This is a genomic window from Sphingobium sp. LMA1-1-1.1 (assembly GCF_040676365.1).
In the GTDB taxonomy this organism is placed as follows: Bacteria; Pseudomonadota; Alphaproteobacteria; order Sphingomonadales; family Sphingomonadaceae; genus Sphingobium.
The window spans coordinates 511,174-526,962 of sequence record NZ_JBEGHS010000023.1 but is presented as its reverse complement, the minus strand read 5'-3'; the positions used below and the strand labels follow the sequence as shown (position 1 = coordinate 526,962).

Annotated in this window: 12 protein-coding genes; 7 read left to right on the top strand and 5 right to left on the bottom strand. The window is 66.2% G+C overall.

Going from position 1 to position 15,789, the window contains the following annotated elements; translation table 11 throughout:
• Nucleotides 1-3: 3 nt before the first annotated feature.
• From MRBLMA1_RS13825 to MRBLMA1_RS13810, 4 genes are all read right to left on the bottom strand, one after another.
• Nucleotides 4-3,201, bottom strand: coding sequence for an efflux RND transporter permease subunit (locus MRBLMA1_RS13825; protein WP_363737394.1), 3,198 nt, complete (start codon nt 3,199-3,201; stop codon nt 4-6).
• A 104-nt stretch (nt 3,202-3,305) separates the two neighbouring features.
• On the bottom strand, nt 3,306-4,556 hold the full coding sequence (locus tag MRBLMA1_RS13820) for an efflux RND transporter periplasmic adaptor subunit (protein WP_363737393.1): 1,251 nt from the start codon (nt 4,554-4,556) through the stop codon (nt 3,306-3,308).
• Between the two features lie 40 nt (nt 4,557-4,596).
• On the bottom strand, nt 4,597-4,965 hold the full coding sequence (locus MRBLMA1_RS13815) for a hypothetical protein (protein WP_363737392.1): 369 nt from the start codon (nt 4,963-4,965) through the stop codon (nt 4,597-4,599).
• 348 nt (nt 4,966-5,313) lie between these two features.
• Nucleotides 5,314-5,922, bottom strand: a complete 609-nt coding sequence (locus MRBLMA1_RS13810; protein WP_133652767.1) for a TetR/AcrR family transcriptional regulator — start codon at nt 5,920-5,922, stop codon at nt 5,314-5,316.
• 98 nt (nt 5,923-6,020) lie between these two features.
• Here MRBLMA1_RS13810 and MRBLMA1_RS13805 point away from each other — a divergent pair, with 98 nt between their 5' ends.
• Nucleotides 6,021-6,917 carry a LysR family transcriptional regulator gene (locus MRBLMA1_RS13805; protein ID WP_363737391.1) on the top strand — a complete coding sequence of 299 codons (897 nt, stop codon included), beginning with the start codon at nt 6,021-6,023 and terminating at the stop codon, nt 6,915-6,917.
• A 22-nt stretch (nt 6,918-6,939) separates the two neighbouring features.
• Here MRBLMA1_RS13805 and MRBLMA1_RS13800 read toward each other — a convergent pair whose 3' ends face one another.
• Nucleotides 6,940-7,389, bottom strand: coding sequence for a MarR family winged helix-turn-helix transcriptional regulator (locus tag MRBLMA1_RS13800; RefSeq protein WP_363737390.1), 450 nt, complete (start codon nt 7,387-7,389; stop codon nt 6,940-6,942).
• Nucleotides 7,390-7,547: 158 nt separating this feature from the next.
• On the opposite strand from MRBLMA1_RS13800, the gene hmgA reads away from it, so the two are divergent.
• From hmgA to fdhF, 6 genes are all read left to right on the top strand, one after another.
• A complete protein-coding gene (gene hmgA / locus MRBLMA1_RS13795; RefSeq protein ID WP_363737450.1) occupies nt 7,548-8,855 on the top strand; it encodes a homogentisate 1,2-dioxygenase in 1,308 nt (435 codons plus the stop codon).
• Nucleotides 8,852-10,153 carry a fumarylacetoacetase gene (gene fahA, locus MRBLMA1_RS13790; RefSeq protein WP_363737389.1) on the top strand — a complete coding sequence of 434 codons (1,302 nt, stop codon included), beginning with the start codon at nt 8,852-8,854 and terminating at the stop codon, nt 10,151-10,153. The genes hmgA and fahA overlap by 4 nt, the downstream gene beginning before the upstream one ends.
• Nucleotides 10,150-10,794 carry a maleylacetoacetate isomerase gene (maiA, locus tag MRBLMA1_RS13785; protein ID WP_363737388.1) on the top strand — a complete coding sequence of 215 codons (645 nt, stop codon included), beginning with the start codon at nt 10,150-10,152 and terminating at the stop codon, nt 10,792-10,794. The genes fahA and maiA overlap by 4 nt, the downstream gene beginning before the upstream one ends.
• A 106-nt stretch (nt 10,795-10,900) precedes the next feature.
• The gene (locus MRBLMA1_RS13780; protein WP_363737387.1) at nt 10,901-11,368 is read left to right on the top strand and encodes a formate dehydrogenase subunit gamma; all 468 of its coding nucleotides are present in this window, start codon (nt 10,901-10,903) and stop codon (nt 11,366-11,368) included.
• The gene (locus tag MRBLMA1_RS13775) at nt 11,365-12,945 is read left to right on the top strand and encodes an NADH-ubiquinone oxidoreductase-F iron-sulfur binding region domain-containing protein (protein WP_363737386.1); all 1,581 of its coding nucleotides are present in this window, start codon (nt 11,365-11,367) and stop codon (nt 12,943-12,945) included. Before MRBLMA1_RS13780 ends, MRBLMA1_RS13775 begins: the two co-directional genes overlap by 4 nt.
• Complete coding sequence (fdhF, locus tag MRBLMA1_RS13770; RefSeq protein WP_133652774.1) at nt 12,942-15,788, top strand: formate dehydrogenase subunit alpha; 2,847 nt, start codon at nt 12,942-12,944, stop codon at nt 15,786-15,788. Before MRBLMA1_RS13775 ends, fdhF begins: the two co-directional genes overlap by 4 nt.
• Nucleotide 15,789: the final 1 nt, after the last annotated feature.

Below are 15,789 nucleotides of genomic sequence, written 5' to 3'. Positions count from 1 at the left end.
TCCTTATTCGGCGGGTTGCAGCGCGGCGGGGGCCTGACCCTTGCCCTTGCGGGAAAAGCGGTCGCCCAATGCGCGGCACACGACATAGAAAGTGGGGGTGAAGAGCAGGCCGAACGCCGTCACGCCGGTCATGCCGAAGAAGACCGCCGTACCCAAGGCCTGCCGCAGTTCCGCGCCGGCCCCGCTCGCGATCACCAGCGGCACCGCGCCCAGGATGAAGGCGAAGCTGGTCATCAGGATCGGCCGCAGGCGGGTCTGGGCGGCCTGCACCGCGGCGTCGACGGGTGACAGCCCCTGTTCCTCCTCGGCCTGCTTTGCGAACTCGACCACCAGGATGGCGTTCTTCGCCGCCAGCGCGATCAGCACGACCAGCCCGATCTGCGTCAGGATGTTGTTGTCCATCCCGCGCAGGTTCACGCCCAGCATGGCCGCGAACAGGCACATCGGCACGATCAGGATGATCGACAGCGGCAGGGTCAGGCTTTCATATTGCGCCGCCAGCACCAGGAAGACGAAGAAGACCGCCATGGCGAAGACGATCCCGGCGGTGTTGCCGGCGATCACCTGCTGATAGGCGACGCCCGTCCACTCCCTGCCATAACCGGCGGGAAGGGTGGTGGAGGCGAGCTTCTCCATCGTCGTCAGCGACTGGCCGCTGCTGTAGCCGGGCGCCGTATCGCCGTCGATCTCCACCGCGGGAAGCAGGTTGTAGCGGACCACGCGATAGGGGCCGGTCTTGTCCCTGAAGGTCGAGACCGAACCGATCGGCACCATCTGCCCGCTGTTCGACCGGGTCTTCAGGTTGGCGATGTCCGCCACCGTGTCGCGATGGCCGGCATCGGCCTGCGCCGTCACGCGATAGGTGCGGCCCAGCAGGTTGAAGTCGTTGACGAAGGCCGAACCCAGATAGACCTGCATCGCTTCGAACACGCGTTCCGGCGGTACGCCCAGCAGGTCGGCCTTGCGGCGATCCACATCGGCATAGATGCGGGGCGTGCCGACGTCGAACAGGGTGTAGACCATCTTGAGTCCGGGGGTCTGGTTGGCCTTGGCGATGAAGTCCTGCGCCTGCCTGTTCAGTTCGGCATAGCCATGATCCTCGCGGTCCTGGATCATCATGCGGAAACCGCCCGGCGGCACCAGGCCGGTGATGGTCGGCGGCGGCAGCAACAGGATGCGGGCCTTGTCATAACCGGCGACTGCCTTGCTCGCCTGCTCCATGATCCCGGCATAGGTGACGCCTTCCGCCTTCCGCTCGGCGAAGGTCTTGAACGGGAAGTAGATGGCGGCGCTGTTGGGCGCCTGCGTCTGGGACGGCCCGTGGAACCCGGCGAACATCACCGCGCCGCGCAGCCCCTTGATGGGCAGGATCCTCGCCGCGACGTCCCGCGTCACCTTGTCGGTGCGCTCCAGCGACGCGCCGGAGGGAAGCTGCACCACCGCCAGGAAATAGCCCTGGTCCTGCGCCGGGATGAAGCCGCCGGGCGTCACCCAGAACAGGGCGATGGTGGCGGCGATCAGCCCCGAATAGGTCAGCAGCATCTTTTTGGGCCGCGCGACGAGGAAGCGGGTCAGCCGCCCATAGCCCGCGCTCAGCCGGTCGAAGCCGCGATTGAAGCGGTCGGCGGCCCGCGCCGCCAGCCGGCGCCAGCGCGGCGCATCGCGCAGGTCATGTCCGTCATGCTTCGACTTCAGCAGCAGCGCGGCCGCCGCCGGAGACAGCGTCAGCGACAGGATCAGCGAAATGATCGTCGCGGTCGAAATGGTGACGGCGAACTGCTTGTAGAAGGCGCCCGAAATGCCGGTGATGAACAGCGTGGGCACGAACACCGCGCACAGGACGAGGACGATGGCGATCAGGGCCGTCGAGACCTCGTCCATGGAGATGCGGGCGGCCTCCAGCGGCGACATGCCCCGCTCGATATTGCGTTCCACATTCTCCACCACGACGATGGCGTCGTCGACGACGATGCCGATGGCCAGCACCAGCCCGAACAGGGAGAGGTTGTTCAGCGAATAGCCCAGGGCGGCCAGGACCGCCGCCGTCCCGATCAGCGAAACCGGAATGGCGATGATCGGGATGACCGCGGCGCGCCAGTTCTGGAGGAAGACCAGGATGACGATGACGACTAGGATCACGGCTTCGAACAGCGTGTGATAGACGGCGTCGATGGACTGGCTGATGAATTCGGTCGGATTGTAGATGACGCTGTATTCCAGCCCCTTGGGGAAGCGCCTGGACAGCTGCTCCATCTCCGCCTTCACCTTCTCCGCCGCGTCCAGCGCGTTGGAGCCGGGACGCTGCATCGCCGCGATGACGACGGTGGGCTTGTTCGACAGATAGGTGTTGATGCCATAATCCTGCGCGCCCAGCTCGACGCGGGCGACGTCGCCCACGCGCACCTGGCGGCCGTCCGCATCGCTGCGGATGACGATGTCGGCAAATTGCTGTGGCTCGGTCAGGCGGCCCTGCATCTCGACGCCAAGCTGGAAGGCTTCACTCCCATGCGAACCGGCGTCATAGGGGGGCTGGCCGATGGCCCCGGCGGAGACCTGCACATTCTGGGCGCGCAGGGCCTGCACGATCTCGCCCGCCGTCAGGTTGAGCGCGGCGGCGCGATCGGGGTCGATCCAGATGCGCATGGCATAGTCGCGCGATCCGAAAAGCTGCACATCGCCCACGCCGTCCAGCCGCGCCAGCCGGTCGCGCACCTGCGTCAGCGCATAGTTGGAGATATAATTGCGGTCGAACGTCCCGTCGGGCGACTGCAGGTTGACGACCATCAGGAATTCCGGCGTCGTCTTGCGCGTGACGACGCCCAGCCGCTGCACCTCTTCCGGCAGGCGCGGAATGGCGACGGCGACGCGGTTCTGGACCAGCACCTGCGCGGCGTCCAGGTCGGTGCCGACCTTGAAGGTGACGGTGATCGTGACCTTGCCGTCGCCGGTCGACTGGCTGCTCTGGTAAAGCATGTCGTCGACGCCGTTGATCTCCTGCTCGATCGGCGCGGCAACGGTCGACGCGACGGTTTCGGCGGAGGCGCCGGGATATTGGGCCGAAACCGTGACCGTGGGCGGCACGATGTCGGGATATTGCGAAACGGGCAGGCCGACAAAGGCGAGTCCGCCGATCACGGTGATGACCACCGCGATCACGGCGGCGAAGATCGGCCGGTCGATGAAGAAACGGGAGAGGCGCATCGGACGAATTCCTCGATGGCGTGAAAAGGGGTTTGCGATCCGGGGGGACGGATCGGCTATAGTCTCGGTGCCCCTGCGAAGGCAGGAGCACGCTGTTCCGGGGGCTATCGCGCGAAGGTTGCCTGGGCAGCTATCGGCGCGGCGCTATCCGTCGGCGCAACCGGCGCCGGGCTGGCCGTGATGACCACCGGCCTGGTCGCGACCTTCGCGCCGGGCATGGCCGCCTGGATGTTCGACACGATGACCCGGTCGCCGGGCGTCAGCCCCGACCGGATGATACGCAGCCCGTCGACCACGGGCCCCAGTTCCACCGGCTTGGCCGCGACGCTGTCGTCCCGCCCGACCACCAGCACGGTCTTGCGCGCCTGATCGGATTGGATGGCCTCGTCAGGCACCAGCAGGGCATTGACCTTGCCGCCATTGGCCAGCCGCATATTGCCGAACATCCCCGGCGTCAGGAACATGTCCGCATTGTCGAACACGGCGCGCACCCGGATCGTCCCCGAACGCGGGTCCAGCCCATTGTCGGTGAAGTCGAGCCGGCCCTTGTGCCGGTAGTCGGCTTCGTCCTGCAACCGGACCTCGACCGCGCCGCCCGCGCCTTTGTCACGCTGCGACTTCAGGTAAAGCGCCTCCGACGCGTCGAAGTTGAAGTAGATGGGGTCCAGCTTGTTGACCGTCGTCAGCAGCGTCGCGCCGGTGCCTTCGCCCGCCGAGACGAGATTGCCGATATCCACCCGCCGGTCCGAAACGCGCCCCGAAATCGGCGCGCGGACCTGCGTGAACTCTACGTCCAGCGCCCGCTGCCGCTCGCGCGCCTGCGCGCCCGCCAGCGCGGCCTGCGCCGCCTGCAGGCGGGACCTCAGCGAATCCACCTCGCTGGCCGAAACCGCCTCGTCCCCGGTCAGGCGCTGGACGCGGCTATAGTCATTCTGCGCCAGCAGCAGCGCGCTGCGGGCGCTGGCGGTGCTGGCCTTCGCCTCCGCCAGGGCCGCCAGGAAGGGCCGCTGGTCGATGGTGAAGAGCAGTTGCCCGGCCTTCACATAGTCGCCGTCCCTGAAATGAATGGCGGTCACCGACCCCGAGACGCGCGGGCGGATCTCCACCGTCTGGCTGGGGGCGAAGCGACCGACATATTCGTCCCATTGCGTCACCGCGCGGGTCAGCGGGGCGGATATGCCCACGGTGACCAGCGGGGTGGCGGCGGCCTGCGCCTCCGGCCTGTCGAGCAGCTTCCACGTCACGCCCCCGACCAGGGCCAGCGCGATGACGCCCAGCGAAACATGACGCTTTCGCCAGCGGACAAGGGGGCTTGCCGACCGGGTGTCGATGTCGATGGGGCTGTGCATGTTCATAGTGTCAACTCCGGGAACCTTGGGGCGGCAGGCGCCCTGATCAAAAGGCGGCGCGTCTTTGCGCGCTGATATTGGCGAGCAGCGTCTCAAGCTGGCCTTCGCTGAAGCCAGCCTTGAGAAACGCCTTCAGGAAGGACGGGCGCACCGTATAGCCGCGATGCCAGGCGTCGACCGCCAGGCGGCGCAGGCTTTCCAGCCGCCCGTTGGCAAGGCGCGGATTGGCCCGCTCTCCAAAGATCCAGCTTATCAGCCGGTCCCAACGGTTCGGCGCGCGCAGCGACGCCAGCCCGTCCCGCCGCGCAAGCTGGATGATCTGCCATTCGACGGGTGCGAAACCGGCATTCGACGCCGCTGCCGCACCGATCGTCCCGCCATCTTCGCCAAGCGTGGCAAGTTGCAGAAATGCCATGGCAATTCCCCTGTAAAGGACGCAAGGGCGGGATGTCCGGGCCGACAAGTCGTCGTCCGCTGCAAGCCATCCCGGCCGAACGTGGAAAAAAACCTCTCCGCCGCGCGACCGTCGGGCCACGCGTCGAACGATGAAATGATGGTCAGGTCGCGCTGCCCCGGTGGGCTGCACGCGTCAGGTCGTCAGCGACGACAGAGTTTCAGAAATGTCCGCATCCTATGACCCCTTTGCGGTGGCAGGTCCATTCAATACTGAATGGTATATAATGCACTGCAGCAGCAGGGTCAAGGGACTTTTATACCGATTGGTAATTTTTCGGTATCTAATTCCGAAAGGCTTGCTTTTCCGTCACTTGCCCGGCCAGACGGCCAGGGTCGTCTCCACAAGCTGCTCCAGCAGCTCCCGCGACATTCCGGCGCTGGCATGCACGGCCATGCCCTGCATCACGGCGGTGAGATAGGTGGCCAGCGCCTGCGGCTCGATCGTCTCGGGGAAGTCGCCTTCCTTGCGCGCCCGTTCCAGCCGGGCGACCAGGGCCGCGTCGGATGAGGCGCGCCGCGCAATGACCTCGTCGCGGATCGACTCGGCCTGGGTGGCGCAGGCGACCGCGCTGATCACGCCCAGGCAGCCATGCGGATCGGTCGCCCCGGTCTGGATCGCCAGCGAACCGCGCAGCAGCCGCTCGACCACGCCCTTCGCCGTGGGTTCGTCCAGCGCCGACCTGATGTAGCACAGCTTGTCGCGCTCATAGAGGTCGAGCGCCTTGCGGAACAGCGACTCCTTGTTGCCGAAACAGGCGTAGAGGCTGGGCTTGGTGATGCCCATCGCCTCGGTCAGCTCGGCCATGGACGCGCCTTCATAGCCGCGCCGCCAGAAAACGGTGAGTGCAGCGCTAAGCGCCTGTTCGGGATCGAACTCCCTCGGCCTTCCCCTCGCTGTCTGAGTCTGTGTTTCCATACCGAGCGGTATATAGTGCGGATGGCGCCCATCGTCCAGACCCGGCTTCTACCGCGCGCCACTTTGTCCTATCAGCCGGAAAACAGCGAGTAAAACGCATGCAGACCCGTCTCCTTCAATATTTCCTGGCTCTGGAGAGGGAGGGGCATTTCGCGCGGGCGGCGGCCGCATGCCATGTGTCGCAACCCACGCTTTCCGCCGGCATTTCCGCGCTGGAGGCGCAACTGGGCAAAAGGCTGATCCTGCGCAACCGCCGCTATGCGGGCCTGACGGAGGAAGGCCGGGCGATCCTCCCCTGGGCGCAGCAGCTTGTCGCGGCGACCGACAATCTGATGCAGGCGGCTGCCGTCGCCAAGGGGCCGTTGCAGGGCGAATTGCGGCTGGGCGCGATCCCCGCGGCGATGCCGGCCGTCGGCCCGCTGGTCGAGTCGCTGCTGGAACGGCATCCTGGCCTCAACATCTCGGTGCGGGCGCTGACCTCGCGCCAGATCGAGCGGGAATTGTCCGCCTTCGAACTGGATGCGGGCCTCACCTATCTGGATTTCGAGCCGCCCTCCCACATGCTGGCCGCTCCGCTTTATGTCGAACGCTACATGCTCGTGGCGGCGCGGGGCGTGCTGGATGAAAAGCATCCGCCCGAATGGGAGGATGTGGCCGCCCTGCCGCTGTGCCTGCTGCACCAGGGCATGCAGAACCGGCGCATATTGGACGCGCGCCTGGGCGAGCGGGGCCTCGCGCTGCGTCCGGTGGTAACGGCGGACAGTTATGTCGCCCTGTTCGCGCTGGTCCGGCAGGGGCGGCTCTGCTCGATCGTGCCCGACAGCCATGCGATGCTGCTGGACGGGCTGGACTGGGTACGCACCTTCGCCCTGCCCGACGCGGAGGACGGCAGCCGCATCGGCGTGATCGTCTCGGACCGTGCGCCGCTGGGGCCGCTAGCCCAGGCGGTACTGGCCGTGGCGCGGGACATTTCGGGGCGGATCGACGGGATTTAAGGAGCATCTCCCCCTCCGCTCCTCATCCCGCATCACCCAGCACGATCCCATCGATCCGCCGCAACATGGCGACGAACGTCTCCACTTCCTCGGCGCTGAAATGCGAAAAGACCCGGCCTTCCAGTTCCAGTGCCTTGGGGGCGATGGCGCCATGCAGACGCTGCCCTTCCTCCGTCAGCGCCAGCAGATGCGATCGCCGGTCCTGCGCATGGGGCAGGCGCTGGACAATCCCGCGTTCGATGAGCGCGATGGCGGCCCGGCTGACCGTCACCTTGTCCATGCGGCTCTGCGCGCAGATCTGCTGCTGCGTGATCGTCCCCCGCTCCGCCACCCAGGCGATGACACGCCATTCGGCGATGCTGATGCCGAACAGCCGTTCATAGCTTTGTGCGATGCTGTCGCTCAGCAACGCCGCCGTGAAGGACAGGCGATAGGGGATGAAATCGTCAAGGCGCAGCGTTTTCCCGGTCATTGCCATCTGGTAACATTTGATACTTCCCTGGCAAAGCGCTATGATGGTAACAATTGATACCAGATAGCGGCCGGGGAATCGGCCAGGAGTTCGGTCAAGTGAGGCAGGATGGGATGGCACGGAACGCCGGGCAGGACGCCGCCGGCATGACAGGCATGATGTCCGGCTTCGGCAATCATTTCGCGACGGAGGCCGTGCCCGGCGCGCTGCCGGTGGGCCGCAACTCGCCGCAACATGCGCCCTATGGCCTTTTTGCCGAGCAATTTTCGGGCACCGCCTTCACCGCCCCGCGTGGCGAGAACCGGCGAAGCTGGCTCTACCGCCTGCGGCCGGCGGCCAACCATCCGCCCTATCGGCCCTATGCCCGCGATACGCTGCTGCGCAGCGGCCCCTTCGATGAAGTGCCGCCCACGCCCAACCGCCTGCGCTGGGATCCGATGCCGCTGCCCGGACATCCGGTCGATTTCCTCGACGGGCTGGTCAGCTATTGCGGCGCGGGTGATCCGGCGGCGGGCGAGGGGCTGGCCGTCCATCTCTACGCCGCCAACCGCCCGATGGAAAAGCGCGCCTTCACCAATGCCGACGGCGAAATGCTGATCGTGCCGCAGCAGGGCAGGCTGCGCCTCACCACCGAATTGGGCGTGATGGAGGTCGCGCCGGAACAGGTCGCGCTGATCCCCCGTGGCGTCCGGTTCAGCGTGGACCTGCCCGACGGGACGGCGCGCGGCTATGTCTGCGAAAATTACGGGGCCTTGTTTCGCCTGCCCGATCTCGGCCCGATCGGCGCCAACGGCCTTGCCAACGCCCGCGATTTCGAAACGCCCGTCGCCTGCTATGAGGATGACGATAGCCCTCATGAAATCGTCCAGAAATACGGCGGAAGCCTGTGGGCCACGACGCAGGACCATTCTCCCTTCGACGTGGTGGCCTGGCACGGCAATCTCGCCCCCTGCCGCTACGATCTGCGGCGGTTCAACACGATGAACACGGTCAGCTACGACCATCCCGATCCGTCGATCTTCACCGTGCTGACCTCCCCCAGCGATCGCGCCGGAACCGCCAATTGCGACTTCGTGATCTTCCCGCCGCGCTGGATGGTGGCGGAAGATACATTCCGCCCGCCATGGTTTCACCGCAATGTGATGAGCGAGTTCATGGGGCTGGTCCACGGCGCCTATGATGCGAAGGCGGGCGGTTTCGCGCCCGGCGGCGCCTCGCTGCACAATTGCATGGCCGGGCATGGTCCGGACAGGGCCAGCTATGAAGGCGCGCTCGCCGCGCAGTTGAAGCCGCACCGGATCAGCGACACCATGGCCTTCATGTTCGAAAGCCGCTTCCCTTTCCGCCCGACCCGTTTCGCGATGGAAACGCCCCTCGGTCAACTGGATTATGACGATTGCTGGTCCGGCTTTGCCAAGGCGCAACTGCCGCAGGGGGATGGTTCGACAGAAGAGGAGGGGGCATGAGCTTTCCGCAGATCGATGAAACCCATGATCCTGCCCGGTCGAGCTGGGTGGAGGGGGCCAATGGCCATACCGACTTCCCGGTGCAGAACCTGCCCTACGGCATTTTCTCGCCCCCCGGCGGGGAAGCGCGGGCGGGCGTGGCGATAGGGGACCGGATATTCGACCTGCGTGTCGCTGCCGAGGCGGGCCTGCTTCCCGCCTCGGCCGCCGCCGTGCTGGGCGGAACCACCCTCAACGCCCTGATGGCGCTCCCGGCGGCGGACCGGCTGGCGCTGCGTCGCTGGTTGAGCGCGCTTTTCAGCGATGAGGAACAGCGGCAGGCGGTCGAACCCCTGCTGCACCGGGCGACGGATTGCGCGCTGCATCTGCCCGCCGCGATCGGCGATTATACCGATTTCTATGTCGGCATTCACCACGCGACCAATATCGGCAGGCTGTTCCGCCCCGACAATCCCTTGCTGCCCAATTATAAATATGTGCCGATCGGCTATCATGGACGGGCATCCTCCATCCGCCCGTCCGGCGTGCCGGTGATCCGCCCCCAGGGCCAGCGCAAGGCCCCCGATGCCGACGTGCCTGTCGTCGGACCCAGCCAAAGGCTCGACTATGAACTGGAACTGGGCATCTGGATCGGCGCCGGCAATGCGCTGGGCGAAACCGTGCCGATCGCTGAGGCGGCGGACCATATTGCCGGCTTCTGCCTGCTCAACGACTGGTCGGCGCGCGACTTCCAGGCCTGGGAATATGTGCCGCTGGGTCCGTTCCTTGCCAAGAATTTCCACTCGACCATCTCCCCCTGGGTGGTGACGGCGGAGGCGATGGCCCCCTTCCGCATCGCCCAGCCTCCCCGGCCGCAGGGCGATCCCCGGCCTTTGCCCTATTTGTGGGACGAGGCCGATCAGGCCGGCGGCGCGCTGGCCCTCGACCTGGAGGTCCATCTGTCGAGCGCAAGGATGCGGGCGGCCGGCATGGCGCCGATGCGACTTTCGCGCGGGCCTGCCTCGTCCATGTACTGGACCGCGCAGCAGATCGTCGCCCACCACGCCTCCAACGGCTGCAATCTCAATCCCGGCGACCTGCTGGGCACCGGCACGCTTTCCGGCCCGACCCCGGACAGCTATGGCAGCCTCATGGAACTGACCGAAGGCGGCAAGGTGCGGATCACCCTGCCGACCGGCGAGGAACGCGCCTTCCTGGAGGATGGCGACGAACTGGCGCTGACCGCGGTGGCGCGGGCGCCGGGCCATATATCCATCGGCTTTGGCGAATGCCGCGCCCTGGTCGGGCCTGCGCGATGAGCGCGCTGACGCTCCATGGCTATTGGCGGTCCAGCGCCGCCTATCGCGTACGGATCGCGCTCAACCTGAAGGCCGTGGCCTATGACCAGGTGGCCCATGACCTGCGCGTCGGCGCCCAGCGGGATGCGGGCTATCAGGCGCTGTCGCCCCAGGGGCTGGTCCCGGTGATCGAGGCGGACGGCCTCATCCTCGCGCAGAGCCCGGCGATATTGGAATGGATCGAGGAACGCTGGCCCCGGCCGCCCCTGCTGCCGTCCGACCGGGACCAGCGGGCGATCGTGCGCTCCATGGCGGCGCTGATCGGCTGCGACATCCATCCCCTCAACAATCTGCGCGTGCTGAAGGCCCTCAAGGCCGATCTCGGCGCGGATCAGGGCGCGATCGACAGGTGGATGGCCCGCTGGATCACCGAGGGTTTCGCCGCGCTGGAAATATGGGTGGCGCGCCACGGCCGGGGTTTCGCATTTGGCGACCGGCCGGGACTGGCGGACTGCTATCTGGTGCCGCAGCTCTATTCGGCGGAGCGGTTCAAGGTCGACCTGTCGCCCTTTCCCGCGCTCGTCGCGGCAGGAGAGAAGGCGCGGGCCCTGGCTCCCTTCGTGGCCGCCCATCCCTCGGTCCAGCCCGATGCTGATCCATGAGCACCCTTCCAGGAGTTTGATAGATAATTTCTATCAAACATGATCCTCTTCAATTTGACGCAGCCTCTTCCAGGGCGCAGCATGGCGCCCCGGAAAGGCGAGGAAGATGCAGCAGGAAGAGACGACAAGGCTGATAGAGGAATGGACGCAGGTTCATGGCCGCACCCGCGACCGCCTGCTGCCGCTGCTGCACATGCTGCAGGAAGAGATAGGCTTTGTCGATGACGCGGCCATTCCCGCCATCGCCGCCGCACTCAACCTCTCTCGCGCGGACGTTCATGGAGTCGTGACCTTCTACCATGATTTCCGCCGCACCCCGGCCGGCCGCCATGTGGTGAAGCTCTGCCGCGCCGAAAGCTGCCAGGCCCGCGGCGGCGCAGCGATGGAAAGGGCGGCGGCCGATCGGCTGGGCGTCGCCATGGGCGAAACGCGGCGCGACGGTCAGGTGACGCTGGAACCTGTCTATTGCCTGGGCCTGTGCGCCATCGGACCCAATGCCCTGGTCGACGGCAGGCCCGTCGCCCGGATCGACGCCGCCGCGCTTGACCGGATCGCGCAGGAGATCGCGGCATGACGCGCGTCTACATCAGCCGGGACATGGCCTCGGTCGCCCTGGGCGCTGACGAAGTCGCGCGCGCCTTCGAAGCGGCTGGATGCGATGTGGTGCGCACCGGCAGCCGAGGCTTCTTCTCCATCGAACCGCTGGTCGAGGTGGAGAGCGAGGGGAAGCGGATCGGCTTCGGCCCCGTAGGGCCCGAAGAGGTGGCGGCCGTGCTGGATGGCAGCCATGCCTCCCGGCTGGGTGAGCTGGCGGCCCTGCCTTTCTTCGCCGGACAGCAGCGCTTCACCTTCGCGCGCTGCGGCATCATCGATCCGCTCAGCCTGGCCGACTATGCCGCTCTGGGCGGCTGGCGCGGTCTGGACGCGGCGCGGGCGATGCCGTCCCAGGCGGTGGTGGACATGGTCAAGGCATCCGGGCTGCGCGGACGGGGCGGCGCGGGCTTTCCCACCGGGATCAAATGGCAGACCGTTCTGGATGCGGCGTCCGACACCAAGTTCATCGTCTGCAACGCCGATGAGGGCGACAGCGGCACCTTTGCCGACCGGATGCTGATGGAGGGCGACCCCTTCTGCCTGATCGAAGCCATGGCGATTGCGGGTCATGCCGTGCAGGCGAGCCGGGGCTATATCTATATCCGCAGCGAATATCCCTTCGCCATTGCCACCATGCAGGATGCGATCGCGCTGTCGGCCGATCGGATCGCGCCCTTCACGCTCGAAGTGCGCGTCGGCGCCGGCGCCTATGTCTGCGGGGAGGAGACTGCGCTGCTCGACAGCTTGGAGGGCAAGCGGGGGCAGGTGAGGGCAAAGCCGCCACTTCCGGCGCTGGCCGGGCTGTTCGGTCAGCCGACGGTGATCAACAATGTGCTCAGCCTCGCCGCCGTCCCCTTCATCGTGACGGAGGGGGCAGAGGCCTATGCGGCGGTCGGCTTCGGCCGGTCGCGGGGCACCATCGCCGTGCAGCTTGCGGGTAATGTGAAGCATGGCGGCCTCTATGAGATTGGCTTCGGCATCACCCTTGGCGAACTGGTGAACGGCATCGGCGGCGGCACGGCGAGTGGAAGGCCCGTTCGCGCCGTGCAGGTCGGCGGACCCCTGGGCGCCTACTTCCCGGCCAGCATGTTCCACCTGCCATTCGACTATGAGGCTTTTGCCCAGGCGGGCGGGCTGATCGGCCATGCCGGGATCACGGTGTTCGACGATAGCGTCGACATGGCCCATATGGCCCGTTTCGCCATGGAGTTCTGCTCGGTCGAAAGCTGCGGCAAATGCACGCCCTGCCGGATCGGATCGACGCGCGGGATCGAAGTGATGGACCGGATCATTGCGGCGCGCGATGGTGCCGCCGCGTCGCCGCCGGACCGCGGCTGGGAGGGATATCTTCAAAAGGCGCTCAACTCCCGGACGCCTGACCGGATCGATGTCGGGCTGGAGGCGCAGACGGGGCTGCTGCGCGACCTGTGCGACACGATGAAATATGGCTCGCTCTGCGCGCTGGGCGGTTTCACGCCCTATCCGGTGCTGAGCGCGCTTGACTATTTCCCTGAGGATTTCGGCGCCCCCGCCCCGATCAAGGAAGCTGCGGAATGAGCTACACACGCGAAACCGACCATGGAACGCCCCCCGCCATCGCGACGGGCAAAAGCGTGACCCTGACCATCGATGGACAGCCGGTGACGATGCCGGAGGGAACGTCGATCATGCGGGCGGCCTCGCTGACCGGCTGCTCGATCCCCAAGCTGTGCGCGACCGACAATGTGGAGAGTTTCGGTTCCTGCCGCCTCTGCCTGGTCGAGGTGGAGGGACGGGGTGGCTATCCCGCTTCCTGCACCACGCCGATCGCCGAGGGCATGGTGGTGCGCACGCAGAGCGAGCGGTTGAAGCAGCTTCGGCGCGGCGTGATGGAACTGTACATCTCCGACCATCCGCTCGATTGCCTGACCTGCCCGGCCAATGGCGATTGCGAGTTGCAGGAACAGGCGGGCGCGGTCGGCCTGCGCGACGTGCGCTATGGCTATGACGGCGCGACCAATATGGGCCAGGCCAAGGACCAGTCGAACCCCTATTTCGATTTCGACCCCAGCAAATGCATCGTCTGCTCGCGCTGCGTGCGCGCCTGCGACGAGGTGCAGGGAACGTTCGCCCTGACGATCGAGGGGCGGGGCTTCGATTCGAAGGTCGCGCCGTCCCAGGGACAGGATTTCCTCTCGTCCGAATGCGTGTCCTGCGGCGCCTGCGTACAGGCCTGCCCGACTGCGACCCTGACCGAGAAGAAGGTGGTGGAGGTCGGCACGCCGGATCGCGCGGTCGTCACCACCTGCGCCTATTGCGGCGTCGGGTGCACGTTCCGCGCGGAGATGCGGGGCGAGGAACTGGTGCGCATGGTGCCGTGGAAGGATGGCAAGGCCAATCGCGGGCATAGCTGCGTCAAGGGGCGCTTCGCCTGGGGCTATGCCCAGCATCGCGACCGCATCCTCAATCCCATGATCCGCGCATCGGTGGACGAACCCTGGCGCGAGGTGTCGTGGGAGGAAGCCATTGCCCATACCGCCAGCGAGTTCCGGCGTATCCAGGCGAAATACGGCACGCGCAGCATCGGCGGCATCACTTCCAGCCGCTGCACCAATGAGGAGACGTTCCTCGTCCAGAAGCTGATCCGCCAGGGCTTCGGCAACAACAATGTCGATACCTGCGCCCGGGTCTGCCATTCGCCCACCGGCTATGGGCTGAAGACGACGTTTGGGACGTCCGCCGGGACGCAGGATTTCGACAGCGTCATGCAGGCCGACGTGATCCTTGTCATCGGCGCCAATCCGACCGACGGCCATCCGGTTTTCGCCAGCCGTATGAAGAAGCGGCTCAGGCAGGGCGCGAAGCTGATCGTCATCGATCCCCGCCGGATCGACCTGGTGAAGTCGCCCCATGTTGAGGCGGATCATCATCTGCCGCTGCGGCCCGGCACCAATGTCGCCATGCTGACCGCGCTGGCGCATGTGATCGTCACGGAAAAGCTCTATGACGAGGCGTTCATCCGGGAGCGCTGTGATTGGGACGAGTTTGCCGAATGGGCCGATTTCGTCTCCGAACCGCAGCGTTCGCCAGAAGCCGTCGAGCCGCTGACCGGCGTCAGCGCGGAGGAAGTCCGCATGGCGGCGCGGCTCTATGCGACCGGCGGCGACGCTGCCATCTATTACGGGCTGGGCGTCACCGAACACAGCCAGGGGTCATCCACCGTGATGGCGATCGCCAATCTTGCCATGGCGACCGGCAATATCGGTCGCGAAGGCGTTGGCGTGAACCCGCTGCGCGGGCAGAATAATGTCCAGGGCGCCTGCGACATGGGGAGCTTCCCGCACGAGCTTTCCGGCTATCGCCATGTGTCGGACGATGCGGCGCGCGGCCAGTTCGAACAGGCCTGGGGCGTCACGCTGGATGCCGAGCCGGGGCTGCGCATTCCCAACATGCTCGATGCGGCGACGGACGGGACGTTCAAGGGTATCTTCATCCAGGGCGAGGATATCCTTCAGTCCGATCCCAACACCCATCATGTCGCCGCGGGACTGGCGGCGATGGAATGCGTGGTGGTGCAGGATCTGTTCCTCAACGAAACCGCCAATTACGCCCATGTCTTCCTGCCGGGATCGACCTTCCTGGAAAAGGACGGGACCTTCACCAACGCCGAACGCCGCATCCAGCGCGTGCGCAAGGTGATGGCGCCGTTGAATGGTTTTGAGGATTGGGAGATCGTGCAGCTCGTCGCGCAGGCGATGGGGCTGGGCTGGTCCTATGCGCATCCGTCCGAAATCATGGACGAGATCGCGGCCCTGACCCCGACCTTCGCAGGCGTGCATTATGACCGGCTGGAGGAGGAAGGGTCGCTGCAGTGGCCCGCCAATGACGCCGCTCCGGACGGGACGCCGACCATGCATATCGACGGTTTCGTGCGGGGCAAGGGCAAGTTCGTCGTCACCGACTATGTGCCGACGGACGAAAAGACGGGGCCGCGCTTCCCGCTCCTGCTGACGACAGGGCGCATCCTCAGCCAATATAATGTCGGCGCGCAGACGCGGCGCACGGCCAATGAGGCCTGGCATGCAGAGGACAGGCTGGAGATCCATCCCACCGACGCGGAAAACCGGGGCATCAACGATGGCGACTGGGTGTCGCTCAAGAGCCGCGCCGGCGAAACCAGCCTGCGCGCCCTGATCACCGAGCGCGTGGCGCCGGGCGTGGTCTACACCACCTTCCACCATCCCGACACGCAGGCCAATGTCATCACGACCGATTATTCGGACTGGGCCACCAATTGCCCGGAATATAAGGTGACGGCGGTGCAGGTCATGCGTTCGAACGGGCCGAGCGACTGGCAGCGCGATTATGCAAGTCAGGCGCGCCAGAGCAGACGCATTGCGCCCCTGGAAGCGGCCGAATAGG

Coding starts and splice junctions, on each gene's coding strand:
- MRBLMA1_RS13825 (WP_363737394.1), bottom strand. CDS start 3,201: ATGCGCCTCTCCCGTTTCTTCATCGACCGGCCGATCTTCGCCGCCGTG.
- MRBLMA1_RS13820 (WP_363737393.1), bottom strand. CDS start 4,556: ATGAACATGCACAGCCCCATCGACATCGACACCCGGTCGGCAAGCCCC.
- MRBLMA1_RS13815 (WP_363737392.1), bottom strand. CDS start 4,965: ATGGCATTTCTGCAACTTGCCACGCTTGGCGAAGATGGCGGGACGATC.
- MRBLMA1_RS13810 (WP_133652767.1), bottom strand. CDS start 5,922: ATGGAAACACAGACTCAGACAGCGAGGGGAAGGCCGAGGGAGTTCGAT.
- MRBLMA1_RS13805 (WP_363737391.1), top strand. CDS start 6,021: ATGCAGACCCGTCTCCTTCAATATTTCCTGGCTCTGGAGAGGGAGGGG.
- MRBLMA1_RS13800 (WP_363737390.1), bottom strand. CDS start 7,389: ATGACCGGGAAAACGCTGCGCCTTGACGATTTCATCCCCTATCGCCTG.
- hmgA (WP_363737450.1), top strand. CDS start 7,548: ATGTCCGGCTTCGGCAATCATTTCGCGACGGAGGCCGTGCCCGGCGCG.
- fahA (WP_363737389.1), top strand. CDS start 8,852: ATGAGCTTTCCGCAGATCGATGAAACCCATGATCCTGCCCGGTCGAGC.
- maiA (WP_363737388.1), top strand. CDS start 10,150: ATGAGCGCGCTGACGCTCCATGGCTATTGGCGGTCCAGCGCCGCCTAT.
- MRBLMA1_RS13780 (WP_363737387.1), top strand. CDS start 10,901: ATGCAGCAGGAAGAGACGACAAGGCTGATAGAGGAATGGACGCAGGTT.
- MRBLMA1_RS13775 (WP_363737386.1), top strand. CDS start 11,365: ATGACGCGCGTCTACATCAGCCGGGACATGGCCTCGGTCGCCCTGGGC.
- fdhF (WP_133652774.1), top strand. CDS start 12,942: ATGAGCTACACACGCGAAACCGACCATGGAACGCCCCCCGCCATCGCG.